11 protein-coding genes and 1 pseudogene are annotated in these 16,029 nt (G+C 34.9%); 3 read left to right on the top strand and 9 right to left on the bottom strand.

Going from position 1 to position 16,029, the window contains the following annotated elements; translation table 11 throughout:
* The first annotated feature begins 210 nt into the window (after nucleotides 1-210).
* Nucleotides 211-786: a phosphatase PAP2 family protein gene (locus tag LDM92_RS01045; protein ID WP_373868639.1), complete on the top strand. Its 576-nt coding sequence runs from the start codon at nucleotides 211-213 to the stop codon at nucleotides 784-786.
* Nucleotides 787-857: 71 nt separating this feature from the next.
* Here the strand turns inward: LDM92_RS01045 and LDM92_RS01040 are convergent, their stop codons facing one another.
* Nucleotides 858-2,411 (bottom strand): L-lactate permease, encoded by a 1,554-nt coding sequence (locus tag LDM92_RS01040; RefSeq protein ID WP_223901654.1) that lies wholly within the window; start codon nucleotides 2,409-2,411, stop codon nucleotides 858-860.
* Between the two features lie 312 nt (nucleotides 2,412-2,723).
* Nucleotides 2,724-3,554, bottom strand: coding sequence for a DegV family protein (locus LDM92_RS01035; RefSeq protein ID WP_045928190.1), 831 nt, complete (start codon nucleotides 3,552-3,554; stop codon nucleotides 2,724-2,726).
* Between the two features lie 244 nt (nucleotides 3,555-3,798).
* Here LDM92_RS01035 and eno point away from each other — a divergent pair, with 244 nt between their 5' ends.
* Nucleotides 3,799-5,085: a phosphopyruvate hydratase gene (gene eno, locus LDM92_RS01030; RefSeq protein WP_034979575.1), complete on the top strand. Its 1,287-nt coding sequence runs from the start codon at nucleotides 3,799-3,801 to the stop codon at nucleotides 5,083-5,085.
* Between the two features lie 57 nt (nucleotides 5,086-5,142).
* On the opposite strand, the gene LDM92_RS01025 is transcribed toward eno, so the two are convergent.
* Nucleotides 5,143-5,478 carry a YxeA family protein gene (locus tag LDM92_RS01025; protein WP_223901653.1) on the bottom strand — a complete coding sequence of 112 codons (336 nt, stop codon included), beginning with the start codon at nucleotides 5,476-5,478 and terminating at the stop codon, nucleotides 5,143-5,145.
* A 22-nt stretch (nucleotides 5,479-5,500) separates the two neighbouring features.
* Nucleotides 5,501-5,830: a YxeA family protein gene (locus LDM92_RS01020; RefSeq protein WP_223901652.1), complete on the bottom strand. Its 330-nt coding sequence runs from the start codon at nucleotides 5,828-5,830 to the stop codon at nucleotides 5,501-5,503.
* 223 nt (nucleotides 5,831-6,053) lie between these two features.
* Here LDM92_RS01020 and LDM92_RS01015 point away from each other — a divergent pair, with 223 nt between their 5' ends.
* Complete coding sequence (locus tag LDM92_RS01015; RefSeq protein WP_223901651.1) at nucleotides 6,054-8,327, top strand: HAD-IC family P-type ATPase; 2,274 nt, start codon at nucleotides 6,054-6,056, stop codon at nucleotides 8,325-8,327.
* Between the two features lie 398 nt (nucleotides 8,328-8,725).
* On the opposite strand, the gene LDM92_RS01010 is transcribed toward LDM92_RS01015, so the two are convergent.
* The 5 genes and pseudogenes from LDM92_RS01010 to LDM92_RS00990 form a co-directional block, all read right to left on the bottom strand.
* Entirely contained in the window at nucleotides 8,726-9,244 is a 519-nt protein-coding gene (locus LDM92_RS01010) for a GNAT family N-acetyltransferase (protein ID WP_223901650.1), read from the bottom strand.
* A gap of 280 nt (nucleotides 9,245-9,524) precedes the next feature.
* Entirely contained in the window at nucleotides 9,525-10,052 is a 528-nt protein-coding gene (locus tag LDM92_RS01005) for an adenine phosphoribosyltransferase (protein WP_223901649.1), read from the bottom strand.
* Between the two features lie 100 nt (nucleotides 10,053-10,152).
* A complete protein-coding gene (gene recJ / locus LDM92_RS01000; RefSeq protein ID WP_223901870.1) occupies nucleotides 10,153-12,429 on the bottom strand; it encodes a single-stranded-DNA-specific exonuclease RecJ in 2,277 nt (758 codons plus the stop codon).
* A 34-nt stretch (nucleotides 12,430-12,463) separates the two neighbouring features.
* On the bottom strand, nucleotides 12,464-14,302 hold the full coding sequence (lepA, locus tag LDM92_RS00995; protein WP_223901648.1) for a translation elongation factor 4: 1,839 nt from the start codon (nucleotides 14,300-14,302) through the stop codon (nucleotides 12,464-12,466).
* Nucleotides 14,303-14,475: 173 nt separating this feature from the next.
* Nucleotides 14,476-16,023 (bottom strand): annotated as a pseudogene (locus LDM92_RS00990) (ATP-binding cassette domain-containing protein).
* Nucleotides 16,024-16,029: the final 6 nt, after the last annotated feature.

Genomic DNA, 16,029 nt, shown 5'->3' with positions numbered 1-16,029 from the left:
TAATTTTAAGTTGGTTTTAATTAAAGTCAAGCTTTATTTTAAAAATAATTACCTTGCTAGAACTTATCTTAGCGAAAGTTATAATTCTGAATCTCCTTTAAATTACAATTCTTAAGTTTTACTCAAGAGTAGATTTTAATTTTTATGCTTTGCCCCGTTGCTGTTAAAATACAAGCGAATATAAACTATAGGTAGGGATGTGTTTTGAATATTAATTTTTGGATATCTTTATTATCTGCTCTAATACTAATACTACTTATCTTTAATGTCAGAAATTCACGACGTTTCAATTTATTTGATCACTGGCTGCACCACAAACTGATTAGAAGGCGTGATGGCATTGGTTGGCAGATCATTGCATTTATAAACGATCCTAAACTATTAGTTGTTTTGGATGTATTTTTAGCAAGTTTTTTAATTAGTAATAATGAAAATTTACTTGCTTTCTGGGCATTATTTACCTTAGGCTTTACAGATTTAATAGGGTTATTTTTAAAAAAATGGATGCGCAGAAAACGTCCAATCCTCCATTCAGATTTAGAAGAAGGCTATAGCTTTCCAAGTGGTCATGTCTTAGGAAGTACTGTTATGGCTTTAATTATCTGGCGACTTTTTGCAGGTCAATTAGGTAATAGACTTTTATGGATTTTACTTGCAATTTGGCTAATGGTTGTCATTTCTCGTATCAGTCTTAAAGCCCACTTTCCATCAGATATTATCGGCGCCACTTCTCTAGCTGTCTTTTGTTTTAGTATTTCTCAACAATTACTTTTAATGGTTATTTAAAAACAAAACAGCCCCAAACTTTTGGTTTGAGGTTGTTTTTTGCTTATCAACAATTATTTTATACAATTAAATTATAGGAAACTAAGCATCTTTCCTAACACAAACACGATCACACACAATAATGCAGTGTACCATGCACAATGCGGCAAAGCTTTCTTAAGAATAACTCCTTCTTTACCCTCAAGACCAGTAGCTCCTGTAGCAATTGCGATGTTCTGTGGTGAAAGCATCTTACCGGCGGTAGCACCAACCATGTTAGCAGCTGCCAGCCAGTATGGACTTACTTTCAGTGCGTGGGCAGCTTGTACTTGCAATTCACCAAAGAGAACGTTAGCTGAAGTATCACTACCAGTGATAAAGATACCTAGAACACCGATGATTGGTGAAATTACTGGGTAAAATGCACCAGTTAAAGTTACGAGGCTAACCGCAATGACATCAATCATTCCGCTGTAACCCATTACTTTGGACAAGCCCACAATAGAACAAACAGTAATAATTGTTTTAACCAATTGCTTGATCGTACTTGTCAAAACGGAAAACATTTCCTTAAATGACAAACCTTGAATAGCACCACCAATGATACTCGACAGTAAAATTAAAGTACCCGGTGATGACAACCAGTCAATGTCAACTGGCTTGGCATTTGCACCATTATAGAAGTGGAAACTAGTTTTAACGCTTGCTAGTGCATTATGAATTGCTGGGAACATTGATGAAGTGAAAATGATAAAGCAAAATACCAAAATAAATGGTACCCAAGCCTTGATTTTATCAGCAGTGGAAATAGGAGCTTTATCGTCCTTTTCAGCACTAGCGGATGCAACTTCATCTTTGCTGCTATATTTCTTAATAATAATTACTAAACATAGTAAACAAACTATTGAACCTACAATTGATGGTAGTTCAGGACCTAAATATTTAGTAATGAAAATTTCTGGAACCGCAAATGTTAAACCAGCTACCAAGGTGCAAACCAAAACACCTTTTCCTTTAAATGACTTAAGTCCCTTACCTTCAGTCATCATGACCAAAACGAATGGAACTATCATCATTAAAACAAATAATTGTATAGCAATTAAATAACCTAACTCAGTAACTCCTAGACCTGTTACTTTAGCCAGAGTTGTTACTGGCAAACCAACGGCACCAAAAGCAGTAGGAGCAGTATTTGCTACCAAACAAACCACAGCTGCTTTAATAGGACTCATGCCCAACATAATTAGAATACTTGCAGGGATCGCTACCGCAGTACCGAAACCGGCAATGGCTTCCAAAAATCCGCCTAATCCCCATGCTAAGATCAATACTAAGAATCTCATATCCTTAGTAATTGAAGTTAACATAGACATTATTGTATCCATTCCCCCTGATTTTCTACTAATATTGTAGATAAACAGAGCGGAAATAATAACATAAATTATTGGCCATAAAGCCATAATTATGCCATCAATTCCGGCAGTAATACTGTTTGAAAACGAAAAGTGGAAACCGACAATACTAAGAATTATTGATAAAGCAAAGCCGATTAAGCACGACAAATCTCCTCGAATGCGAAAAACACCCAAGGAAAGTATCAGCCAAACGATAGGGATGATCGCAAGAACTGTTTTAAGTATATCCATTTTTATTCCTCCGACGAAATCAATTTAACAAGTGCTAAATTAATTTCTCTCACTTTCTAACATAGAACTTGATAAAACTTATTAGACAACACTATATGAGTTTGTGATGTAAGCGCTATCTAATTTCATTATAGCACTATGTAATGCGCTTTTGAAGATGAATTTAACTTCACAATCTTTTATATTTAAGCGCTTTCATTAATTAACAAAAAAATAGTCCTAGCTTTATTAAGCTAGGACTAAATCACCTTTTTTTATATTCTGTTAGATAGAGAACAAGTGTAAAAAAGGAATTTTTTCTTTGCCAAAAAATTACAAATCGTCAAAACCAACCATCAAACTGCCTTCTTCGGCATAAAACGTGCAAAGTCCCCTCATTGAGCGAATTTTGATCTCTGCTTCTGGATAAAGTGCTAAAATTTTTGCTTTTAAACTTTCAGCATCTTTTTCATTTTTACAATGATCAATAATTAAATTACCACCCTTGTATTTCATTTCACTCATTAATTTCAGAACTTCTTTAAAGGCACGCTTTATTCCACGTACTTTTGCTAAAGGCTCTAGCTTACCCTCTTCACTGGCAGTACCTACTACATCAATATTTAAAACTTTAGCGACTTTAGCCACGGCCATATTAACTCGCCCATTGAGTGCTAAATTATGCAGTGATTTTAATACGAACAACAAATGAGTGTGTGTCTTATAATCAGATATTTTTTGTTCCAAATCTACAAAACGAGTTTTGCTATTAACCAATTTCCGAATTTCTTGTAGAATAACTGAAATCTCTGGGCCAGCAGTCCTTGAGTCAATCACAATTACATGGCTATCAGGATGATCTTTTTCATATATTTGCTTAGCTTGAAAAGCAGATGAAAAGCTGCCACTAAGTCCACTAGTAATTGTCATCATTATTGCAAATTCAGATCCTTTTAAGGCCTCAAGCCACTCATTAATGCTGGGACAGGAAGTTTTGCCCTCCTCCGTGTTTTTCTCCATGCTGCTAATGAATTCATTGATATCAAGATTTTCGTCATCGACAAAATCTTTTCCTGCAATTGTCATAGTTAATGGCACAACAGTCAGATTTTCATTTGCTCTGTCATTTGCGCCAGAGTCTATTATTAACTTTACTTTATCCATATTTATGTATCCTTATATAAATAAACTATATATTCAAAAAAATATATAGCTAAATAATAAATCAAATACCAGAAAAAAGCGATAAAAATTTTTTTAATATTTTTTAACATTAGAAATCGGTTACAAATGTTTACATAATCACAAAGTTAAGCTAAAATTTGTGATGTAGATATGGAGCGTGTGCTCCACTAATGTATGTACTTATAAAAATTTGTACAGCATTTATTATTTAGGAGGTTTTTAGATGTTAAAATCAGTCATTGAAAATGTTCATGCACTGGAAATCTATGATTCACGTGGTAATCCAACTGTTGAGGCTTTTGTAACCTTATCAAACGGTGTTGTTGGTAAAGCTGAAGTTCCATCAGGCGCTTCAACTGGTGAAAATGAAGCAGTTGAATTACGTGATGGTGGCAGTCGTGTAGGCGGTAAAGGTGTTTCCAAAGCCGTTGAAAACGTAAATACTAAAATTGCTAAGGCATTAAAAGGTCTGGATCCACATGATCAAGCAAACATTGACCGTGTAATGATCGAATTAGATGGCACCCCTAACAAGGCTGAGCTTGGTGCTAACGCTATTTTAGGCGTATCAATGGCTACTGCAGCTGCTGCAGCAAAAGACAGCCACCAACCTTTATATAGATACCTTGGCGGCACTGATCTTGAAATGCCACAAACTTTCCACAACGTTATTAACGGTGGTGAGCACGCTGACAATGGTATCGACGTGCAAGAATTCATGATCACTCCAGTTAAGAAGACTTCTTTCCGCGATGGTTTTGAAAAGATCGTTAACACTTACCATACTTTGAAGAAAGTTCTTGAAGACATGGGCTACGAAACTGGCCTTGGTGATGAAGGTGGTTTCGCACCTAATATGAAGAACTCTGAAGAAGCTTTGCAAGCTTTACACGACGCTATCGTTAAGGCTGGCTACAAGCCTGGTGAAGATATTGCCATTGCTTGTGACTGTGCTGCTTCCTACTTCTACAACAAAGAAGACGGCAAGTACCACTTTGAAGGTAAAGTATTTAACGATGAAGAATTAGCTCAATATTACGACAAGTTACTTGACGAATTCCCAGAATTAATTTCAATTGAAGACCCATACGATGAAAATGATGTTGACGGCATGATTAAGTTTACTCAAAGCCACAAAGACAGAATTCAAATTGTTTTGGATGACTTCATTTGTACTAACCCTAAGCTTTTGACTAAAGCTATTAAGGAAGGTGCTGGTAACGCTTCATTAATCAAGTTAAACCAAATTGGTACTGTTACTGAAACTTTGGAAACTATTCGTCTTTCACGTAAGAATGGCTACAACACTATGATTTCTCACCGTTCAGGTGAAACTGGTGATACATTCATCGCTGACTTTGCCGTTGCTGTTAACGGTGGTCAATTAAAGACTGGTGCTCCAGCTCGTTCAGAACGTGTTGAAAAGTACAACCGTTTACTTGAAATTGAAGAAGAACTTGGCGAAGGCGAGCGTTTAGCTACCTTCCCAGACAGTGTTGATAAAGATTAATTTATCAATTCAAAAAGTCTGCAATAATTGCAGACTTTTTTTGTGCTATTTTTATGGCTAGTCGTCTTTTTGACTAATTGCTTTTAAGTAAGTACTTTCGGAGATATAGTCAATTTTTCTCACGTACTGTCCCTTGTGGTCGATCTTAATATATTGTCTACTTGGATCAAAACCACCTACTCTTTCAATTTTATATGGTAATTTCTTACCAGTATCAGGATTGTAAGCCTGAACGTTTAGATAATTTTGAGTATTTTTTTTGACTTTAGCATAACTAATTTCTTCCGGAATAGCAGGATCAGCTCTATCAATCCAAGAATTATGATCTAATGGAATTTGGTTAGTTATAATCAGAAAAAAGACATAAACTGGAACCAAAAATTTTTCGAACATGGTATCTCCTTCTATCTAACTTTTAGGAATGAACTTTCTTTTGAAATTCTTTTTTGGAAACATATTTAATTTCTTTCACATACTGGCCTTTATGGTCAATTTTAATATATTGCTTGCTTGGATCATAGCCTCCTACTTTTTTTATTTTGTATGGAAGCTTTCTGCCGGTTTTAGAATCATAGGCTTGAACATTAAAATACTTTTGCGTATTTTTTGGGACCTTAGCATAACTATATGTTTCAGGAATTGCAACGTTGAAATAATCTATAATCTCATTGTGAACAAAGAAGGGTAAGCAAAATAGAGCTGTGAGTGTTAATAGTGCAGTCACAATAAATTTTTTAACTGACATGAATTCCACCTCCTAGATTAAAAGCGAATAAATTCGATTTTTTAAAAAGATATATTTAAATTTAGGTGTACTAATACACTACTATACCTATTTTACACTTTTCTATAATTATTTTAAATACAAAATTAAAACAAACTTGCAAATGATAATATTTAATTTGCTAGCAAAAGTCTTATTTTTATGCTACTTTAAATTAAGTATTTATAACTAAGGAAGTAAAATTATGGCTGAAAAAATTACTGGCTTAAGTCAAGCCGAAGCAGATAAACTTCTGCAGAAAAATGGATTAAACGAGGTTCCTGAACCTCAATTCAACTTTTTTAAAGAATTTTTATCCAAGTTATGGAATTTGTCAGCATGGATTCTTGAAGCTGCTCTACTTTTAGAGTGTATCTTAGGAAAATGGATACAATCATTATTTGTGCTTTTAATGCTCCTTTTTGCTGCTTGGAATGGAGCCTCTAAGAAAAAGCAATCAAGGCGAGTGCTGAATAATATTTCACACAAATTAACTCCTACTATTTCGGTTCAAAGAGATGGGGAGTGGCAGAATATCGATTCAAAATATTTAGTTCCTGGTGACTTAATCAGTATGCAAGCTGGTGATGTTTTGGCCGCCGATGTGAAACTGATTGATGGACAAATTTCTACTGATGAGAGTTCAATTACAGGCGAAGCAAGGACGGTACGGAAAAATCCCCAAGATACAGCCTTTGCTGGTACGACTGTAACAGAAGGCAATGGTTTAGCCGTTGTTACTGCCACAGGTGCTGATTCTCGTTCCGGTAAGACAATCAACTTAATTAATAATTCCGCAGCTCCTGGTCACTTGCAACAACTATTAACTAAAATTATTTACTATTTATGCATTCTTGATGGAATTCTAACTTTAGTAATTGTCATTGCTTCTTTCTTTAAGGGTGGTGACCTGAATAATTTGATTAACATGCTGCCATTTTTAGCAATGATGTTTATTGCTTCAATACCAGTTGCAATGCCCTCAACATTTGCGCTTTCTAACTCCTTTGAAGCTACCCGTTTGAGTAAAGAAGGAGTATTAACTTCTGATTTAACCGGTATTCAAGATGCAGCCAACCTTAATTTGATTTTGCTAGACAAAACAGGAACAATTACCGAAAATAAAACAGCAGTTGGCCAATGGACTAATTTCAGTTCAATGAATAATAATGATGTTCTACAATTAGCGTCAGCTGCTACGGATCAGAGAAACAAAAAACTCATTGATACTGCAATTGATGAATATGTTAAAAAACAAGGATTAAGCATTAAGTCAGCTTCCGACTTCACGCCTTTTACTTCAAGCACTGGCTATTCTATGGCAACCTGTGATGGCCATAATATTAAACTAGGTTCCTTTAAACAACTTTCTTTAATTGATCAAGATGCTAACGAAAAGGCAAAAGAAATTGATTTCAGTGCTGGACGTTCGGTAGCCTTGCTAATTGATGACAAGTTGGCCGGAGTTTTCATTTTGCAAGATATGGTGAGATCAGATTCTAAGGCTGCCCTCGAAGAGCTCAGAAAACGGGGAGTAAAGCCGATTATGCTGACTGGAGATAACCAAAAAACTGCTATTGCTGTCGCAAAGCAGGTTGACTTGCAAGGTGATGTAATTTCTATCCGTGATTTTACTGATCAAACAGATACTAGCAAGCTAGCCGGTATTGCAGACGTTTTACCAGAAGATAAATTGCGCATGGTTAAATTTTTCCAGAAAAAAGGTTATATAGTAGGTATGACTGGAGATGGCGTGAATGATTCCCCTGCTCTAAAGCAAGCTGAAGTTGGTATAGCGGTCTCTAATGCCGCCGATGTAGCTAAACGTTCTGGTAAAATGGTGCTTTTAAATGATGGCTTGTCTTCAATAGTAAAAATACTTGATGCTGGACACAGAGTGTACCAAAGAATGACTACCTGGTCCTTAACAAAGTTAGCCAGAACTGCGCAGTTGACAATGCTTTTAACATTTGGCTACCTTTTCTTTAACTATATTCCAATGGCCTTAAACGCAATGGTTATTTACACAATTATGAATAATATGGTGACAATGATGATTGGTACTGATAGAACCCACATCACCTATAAACCAGAAAACTGGAATATGGCTAAATTAGCTAAAATCGCTTTTTCATTAGCTTTCGGTTGGACAGCTATTGGTATTGCTGCTATTGCCTATCTTAACACGCACGGCTGGGGGCATGGCACTGTTTCAACGATGGTTTATGTTTACCTGGTTTTGAGTGCTATGTTCATAGTTTTAATTACCAGAACCAAGAAATACTTCTGGCAGGATTATCCGTCTAAAGCAGTTGGCTTGACGCAATTAGGAGACGTCCTTCTAACGGTCATCCTAGCACTGTTTGGTATAGCTATGACAAAAATAAACTGGACGAATTTATTGCTTACTTTTGCTATTGCTTTGATAGCCGCAATCGTGATTGATTTATTCTATCAGCCAATAATGAAGAATCGGTAATTTTAAATTCAAATAAAGAAAAACCTGATTGCGGAAATTTTCCGTAATCAGGTTTTTTAAGGTTTACCGATGAGTTCCTGACTTTTCCATCACACCGGTAAAAAGGTTTTGTATATGCTATTTGGTATAATAATTTAGAATAGGAAAAAATAGTTAAATTAATCAGGAAAGTTAATTATTTATTAAGAGGCGAGCCAATAGCAAAGATAGATAGTTATTTTGCTAATTGACCCTTGAATCCCCCCTTTCACTGGTTGTACGTTTATAACAAATGCTTTAAATTACATTCGTTATATTTATATTAATACATAAAATAACCAAAGTAAACAATTTTATCCAACTTTTTTACTTTTAAATCAATATTTTATTATGTTTAAATAACGATTAATCTTTTGATTTTACTTTTTTAATTCATATACATATGATGTTTCGTTTGGACGATAAACACCATGTAAAAGGCCAACTTTTGTAAAACCCATTTTTGCAATCAAATGCTGCATTGCTTTATTGTCTTCGTGAGTATCAATTCGAATTGAATCAATATCATCACGATTAACTTTTATATCATTAATTACAGCTTGTAATAGTTTAGTAGCATAACCTTTACCAGAATGCTGAGAATGAATTGCTACACGATGAATAACAACATATCGATCTGTATTGCTCAGCCATTTACCGTCCAAGTGATCGTAAACATGGTCAGGTCCATCTACTATAGCAATTGCACCAACAGTTTCTTTATCCTCAGAAACTGCTAAAAAGGCCCAACCATTTTCAATGTCTTCTTTAATTTGACCCTTTGAGGGATAGTCACCTTGCCATTGATTGACTCCATGTTCAGCTAATTGATTAGCTCCATCTTTTAAAATAGCGATAATTTGGTCAAAATCGGCCATTGTTGCTCTTCTTAATTGCAAATTACTCTATTCTCCTTTTTTGAAATACTGTATCATTATATATACCTGACCTGAGCTTGTAAAAAATTTAGACTCAAAATTCAAAGTTTTTTTCATATTTTTGCAAGCGCTTTTATTGATTTAAAATATTTGAATTTTGCTAACCAGAACCAATTACCCCTTTTATAGCTGGCAGACAAAAAATGCTCTTAATAGCTGATTTCAAATACAACTACTAAAGAGCACATTTCATGTATATTTATTTTTAAAATTTAATACTTAAAAATCCAGTCAATAAAAATTAAGCACCATGATATTTGACTAGAGAATATACGTCAAGTCCTGGTAATTTTTCTTTTCCCTTTAGATCTGGTAATTCAATATAAAAACAAGAACCTACTAACTCTCCACCTAGGTTTTCAATTAATTGCTTGCAGGCTCTTAGAGTTCCTGCTGTAGCAAGTAAATCATCACAAACCACAACACGCTGACCGGGTTTAATGGCGTCTTTATGAATTTCCAAACTATTTGAACCATATTCCAGGTCATAAGAAGCACGCTCGACCTCCCGCGGCAATTTATGTGGCTTTCTAGCTGGCACAAAACCAATACCTAATTCTGTTGCCACTGGACAACCAACAATAAATCCACGAGCTTCGGGACCGACAATTATATCGGCATTTTTACTTTTAACGTATTCAGCTAACTTGTGTGTAGCTGCTTGAAACAATTTGCCATCCTGTAGCACAGGAGTGATATCCCGAAAGATTATACCTTTGTTCGGAAAATTCTTGACACTTGCAATATGTTTCTCAAAATCGTTTGCCATAAGAAGAAAAACCTCCAAAAACTTAACTTTCTTGCTAAAGCTTATTCGACCTTTATATTCTAACAAATTTTGGGCTTAAAAGCATTAAAAGCAAGAAAAATTAATGTTGCTTTAATTGCCCATTCACGTACATTAGTAATTTTTGACTCGGCATTTGCCGTAATTCGTTTACAAAAGAAATCTGTGACTTGGTAGCTTGAAAATATTTCGAATTTGTTAGTTTATTTTTGACAGGATTATTAACGCCAAATATTTTATTATCTTCTAACCGAATAAAGTTCAGTTCAAAGAATACTCGCAAAATAAAGAGAATGTTATTGTAACTTAGTTTTATAAATTTACCGACCTTGCGGTAATCTTGCAGTGTCAGACCAGGGTGAGAGTATATATATTTTAATAAAATTTCAAAATCAGATTTTAGCGGCAAATGTTGTACTGGCAATTGATCCATAAGAAAGTGTAAATAAAGTTGTTCGTAACTATTGTTCAATGCAAAATTCAATTCTTTTTGATTGTGAGGGACATCTAGAAAGACTGCTACTTCACCTTCATTGTCATAATCATTTACCAATGTAATTTTTGCAGGATCAATATCAAATAAACTAGAAGCAGCGATCTTATTTCTTTTATCAAATAATAAATATCTGTCCGCAAATCCCATCACATATTTTTCATTGCGCAAATCAACAACTGGTTCAGGAACTGCTAATTTTGGTGCAGCAAAAATGATCCCCTTTATAATGCCTTGTAATTTTATTTGATTACGAAAACAATTTTCCTGTAGCTCTATGAATAGCTGATCTATGTAAGGCAAAAGAATTTTTGTAAGGAACTTCTTATTAAATCCTACAACATCAACTTTATTATGGTCTTTACTAATGCTTAATTTGATATGATTTTTCTCTTTACCCATGTAAAAGCAACTGTTAATTTTCGGATGAGTAATACTAAAAATGGGTTTAACATTATCAGTGCCAAAAGGACCGACTTGTTTGATATCAGCTATAATTTTCAAATCCAGATGAGAAAAAGTTAGTTCGCAATCATAATAACGAATGTTTTGATTAAAAGCACCTGTAAAACTGTCTTCAAATGATTTGCGTAACGAGGAAATTTTGCTTTCAGTCATAGACAAGCCACACGCAAAATCGTGACCACCGAATTTAAGAAAAAGTCTATCCTTTAAAGGTTCTAAGGCATTAAAAAGGTTAAAGCCATCTACAGACCTTCCCGAGCCCTTGATAATTCCCTCTTCATTCTTGGTCAGGACTATGGTTGGCTTATGAGTTTTCTCAACTAATTTATTTGCAACTAATCCCAAAACCCCTTCATTGAATTTTGGATTATATAAAACTAAAGTCTTAGCTCTTTGCCAACCATTATTTTTAATCTGATTAATACAAGATTGATAAACTTCAGCCGTTAAATTCTTACGTTCATCGTTTAGACCTTCAATCTTATCTGCTATTTTTTCAGTTTCTTCGTCAGTCTCACATAAAAGTAAGTCAACGGCTAAACTCGCATTAGCAAGTCTACCAACAGCATTTAATCTTGGTGCAATGTTAAAGCCAACATCGGTTTCATCAATGTGCCCCATCTGTAAACCAGCATTTTTTATAAGAGCCCTTAAGCCTGGCCGCTGAGTTTCGTTAAGCATTTTTAAACCGCGTTTAACGATAATATGACCTTCTCCGGAAACCTTAACCATATCTCCAATGGTTCCAATCATTGCCAGTTCCAATAATTCTGGCATAGAATCTTGCATTAGAGCTCGGCAAATAGTATAGGCCACTCCAGCACCACAATAATCATCAAACGGATATTTTTGGCCAGGGTAGTTGCAATGAACTAACGCATAGCTTTCAGGAATTTTATCTTGAAATTTATGGTGATCTGTAATTATTGTATCTACACCTTTACTTTTAGCAAAAGCAACCTCGTCAACTCCAGTAATACCGTTATCTACAGTAATAATCAGCTTAGTCCCATCTGCTACAATTTTCTTGTAGGATTCAAGATTTGGTCCATAACCATCTTTAAAACGATCGGGAATGAAAAAATGAACATCGGCACCTAAAATGCCCAGTGTTTCCACCATAATAGTGGTGGCAGTAATACCATCAGCATCGTAATCACCATAAATGGTAATTTTTTCGCCCGCATCAATTGCCTGGTTAATCCTGTCAACAGCTTTTTTCATATCGTGCATTAAATAGGGATCTGCTAAATCATCTTCAGTGGCATTAAACCAAAATTCAATTTTTGCTGCAGTATTTATTCCGCGCAAAGAAAGCAGCTTAGCCGTAATCGGGCTAAGCTGATACTTTTCAATCAATTCCGGAGCTAATTCTTTACCTTTTCGCTCACGCCATTCAATCATATGTTTAATTCAGCCTTTTTATATTTATTTTCTATTTTGAATTTAAGTCATCATCATTCATTTTTAAAACAGCCATAAAAGCATCTTGGGGAATTTCTACATGACCCACTGCCTTCATCCGTTTTTTACCCCGCTTTTGCTTTTCAAGCAGCTTTGCCCTTCTATCAGGATCACCCGTATGAATTTTCCAAGTAACATCCTTGCGGTATGGCTTAACGGTGGCACGAGAAATAATTTTTGCTCCAATTGCCCCTTGAATATCAACTTCAAAGTTCTGCCGGGGAATAAGTTTCTTGAGCATTGATGTCATTTGTCGTGCTCTATTTTGAGCTTCATCCCGGTGAGCAATGAAACTAAGAGCATCGACTACTTGTTTATTCAACAGGATATCAATTTTAACTAAGTCAGTTGCCCGATAACCCGTAATTTCATAATCAAGTGAGGCATAACCTTTAGTGGAAGATTTTAAATCATCAAAAAAATCATAAATAATTTCGGCTAGCGGCATATTGTAAATCACGTTAACCCGATATTTGTCTAAATAATCCATAGTCACAAACTCACCACGTTTACGCTGGCATAGTTCCATCACTGGACCGACAAAATCATTAGGGACCATCACTTCTGCTTTAACAAAAGGTTCCTGCACTTCCTTATATTCACCTGCAGACGGTAAATCAGAAGGATTATCAATTACTTTGGTTGTGCCGTCATTCATTATGGCATGATAATCTACAGAAGGAGCGGTCATAATTAAGTCCAAATTAAATTCCTGTTCTAGTCTTTCCTGGACCACATCCATATGAAGCAAGCCTAAAAAACCGCAACGAAATCCAAACCCAAGAGCGGTCGAAGTTTCGGGTTCAAACTCTAGAGCAGCATCATTTAGCTGCAGTTTTTGCAAAGCTTCTTTAAGATCATCGTATTTAGAATTATCAACGGGATACATACCTGAATAAACCATCGGTGGTATCTGACGATAACCGGGAAGTGCTTCAGCAGTTGGGTGCTCAGCCGAAGTAATAGTATCACCAACACGAGTTTCACGAACAGATTTGATATTTGCTGTCAGATAGCCAACATCCCCAGCAATCAAAATATCTTTTTTAACTGGATGTGGACTAGAAACCCCAACTTCAGTAACTTCATATTCCTTACCCGTATTCATAATTTTTATTTTATCGCCGGGTTTAACCGTACCTTCTTCAATCCGTACAGATAGGACAACACCGCGATAGTCATCATATTTTGAATCAAAAATCAACGCTTTTAACGGTGCTTGGAGATCTCCATTAGGAGCTGGGATATCTTTAACTATCCGTTCAAGCAACTCCTTAATTCCTTGCCCAGTTTTACCGGAAACTTCAACAGCGTCGGAAGCATCTAATCCCAACATTTCTGTGATTTCCTCTTTAGCCTGCTCCGGATTAGCTGAAGGCAGATCAATTTTATTTATAACAGGCAAAATCTCCAAGTCATCATCAATTGCTAAGTATGTATTTGCCAAAGTTTGGGCTTGCACACCTTGCGAAGCATCGACTACTAAAAGTGCACCTTCACAAGCCGCTAAGGAACGGGAAACCTCATAAGAAAAATCTACGTGTCCTGGGGTATCAATTAGATGAAAAATGTAGTCTCCGCCATCTTGAGCATGATATTTAATTTCTACTGAGTTCATCTTGATGGTGATGCCCCGTTGGCGTTCCAGCGGCATATCGTCTAACATCTGATTTTTTAATTGGCGTTCAGATACCGTATCAGTCAATTCTAAAATGCGATCGGCAATCGTAGATTTACCATGATCAATATGAGCTACAATTGAAAAATTGCGAATATGTTTTTGGTAATCTTGTAATTTTGTTATGTCCATAAATAATTTGCACCCTTTACTCTATCTTTACTATTATAACAAAGTAAATGAAACAGTTAAAAGCAATTAAGTAAAAAGTAGAGGTAGTCAAAACTATTTTATTAATTAGATTTGTTTTTCTATTTGATAAAAAATTTGGGGATTTTTGTACTAATTTTATTTGTAAATTATATTTAAAACCTATCTCCTTTATTTAAATAAATCGTTTTATCAAACTTATTTTGAATTTTCTGTGACAAATTGTGCGCTATCATAAATACCGTAACAGGACTATTAAGAATATTGTTAATTATTACCGCACTATTTTCTTCATCTATTGCCGAAGTACCTTCGTCAATTAACAAAAATTGATTTCCGTGAATCTCTGACCGAGCTAAAACTATTTTTTGCCTTTGTCCCCCAGACACATTCAAATTATTTAAGTTAATAATTGTCTCTTCTTTTGCAGCAAATTTATTAAGGTCCTGATTAAAACAGGTATTTTTAATTACTCGTTTTAGATTTTCTTCTAGATCTTTATTAAACATTGTTATATTGTCCTTGATACTAACGGGAAACAAAACAGGTAATTGAGGAATGTAGCCTAACCTTAAGTTTTACGGATTAAGTTTGTTTTTATTCTGATCAAAAAAATCAACTACACCAGTTGTAGGTTTCAATTCACCTAAAAGCAATTTAAAAAGAGTAGTCTTACCACTACCAGAATCACCAATTAATAAAACTTTTTCGTGTGGTTTAATAGTGATATCTGGAAAAGTTAGTTTTTGACCGTTAGAAAAAATATAGCTTAAGTTGTGGGTCTGCAAACTTATAGGCTCTATACCCTCTGTTACATCAGTCACTGGAACACGATCTTTGGCAATTTTCTGATTTAATTGACCAGCAGAAGAAATTTGTCCAACTTCATTTGTAAGACTCTGTAATGCTTCTAATAAATTTGCACTAAAATTTTCAACGGTAACGATCACGCCAAAAGGAATAATTTTCTGTGTAATTAACAGAGCAGTGCCAATCAATAGAAAGAAATTTAACAAAACTGAACTTGCTTTATTCAAAACTGATAAGAATTGTATAGTCTTTGTGCGGTTAATATTTGCTTTTTCCAGTTTTTTCGAGGCTTTTGCCATTACAATTGAAAGTTTTTTTCCAGCCATAAAATTTTGCAAGTCAGTTAATCCATCCAACCAATTTTCTGCAGTTTTTAAATATGACGCGTTAGCTGAAGATAAATTTCGAACAGCTTTTCGCAAGGGTTTTCGTAAAAGGCGCGGGAGCAACAAATTTAAGCTGCCTAAAAATAATACTATTATTAACAAGCTCCAATGAAATGACCAGAGGGCTAAGATAACAAAAAGAATTTGCGCGGCATAATAGGGAATATCGGTATAAATGCTCAAAGAAGAGGATTTAATTAAGTTAAGATCATTTGTGAGTATGTTTTGTACTTTATTTGGACTGTGGTGAGCGTAATCATTAAAAAAATGGGCAATAATTTCTGCTCTTACTTGATGATTATATTGTTGAATTTGTTTTTCAATTAAATACTGACACAAATTCATGCCTAAATAACTAGCAAAATATAAAAGTAACACGATTAGGCAAAACAAAAGAAACTCATTTATCATTCTTTTGCGAATGAAAGAAAAGATATACGTACTAATATAACTTGTACCAATAACTAAGCCGGAAGTAATAAATTCTAGTAGTAAAATGACTATCATTCTAAC

The organism is Lactobacillus laiwuensis, from assembly GCF_019972835.1.
Classification (GTDB): Bacteria; Bacillota; Bacilli; order Lactobacillales; family Lactobacillaceae; genus Lactobacillus; species Lactobacillus laiwuensis.
This window is presented reverse-complemented; position numbering and strand designations above follow the sequence as displayed.

Bases quoted from the DNA above. Each gene is read 5' to 3' on its own strand.
- LDM92_RS01020 (WP_223901652.1), bottom strand. From the start codon at position 5,830: ATGTCAGTTAAAAAATTTATTGTGACTGCACTATTAACACTCACAGCT.
- LDM92_RS01040 (WP_223901654.1), bottom strand. From the start codon at position 2,411: ATGGATATACTTAAAACAGTTCTTGCGATCATCCCTATCGTTTGGCTG.
- LDM92_RS01035 (WP_045928190.1), bottom strand. From the start codon at position 3,554: ATGGATAAAGTAAAGTTAATAATAGACTCTGGCGCAAATGACAGAGCA.
- LDM92_RS01015 (WP_223901651.1), top strand. From the start codon at position 6,054: ATGGCTGAAAAAATTACTGGCTTAAGTCAAGCCGAAGCAGATAAACTT.
- eno (WP_034979575.1), top strand. From the start codon at position 3,799: ATGTTAAAATCAGTCATTGAAAATGTTCATGCACTGGAAATCTATGAT.
- lepA (WP_223901648.1), bottom strand. From the start codon at position 14,302: ATGGACATAACAAAATTACAAGATTACCAAAAACATATTCGCAATTTT.
- LDM92_RS01005 (WP_223901649.1), bottom strand. From the start codon at position 10,052: ATGGCAAACGATTTTGAGAAACATATTGCAAGTGTCAAGAATTTTCCG.
- LDM92_RS01025 (WP_223901653.1), bottom strand. From the start codon at position 5,478: ATGTTCGAAAAATTTTTGGTTCCAGTTTATGTCTTTTTTCTGATTATA.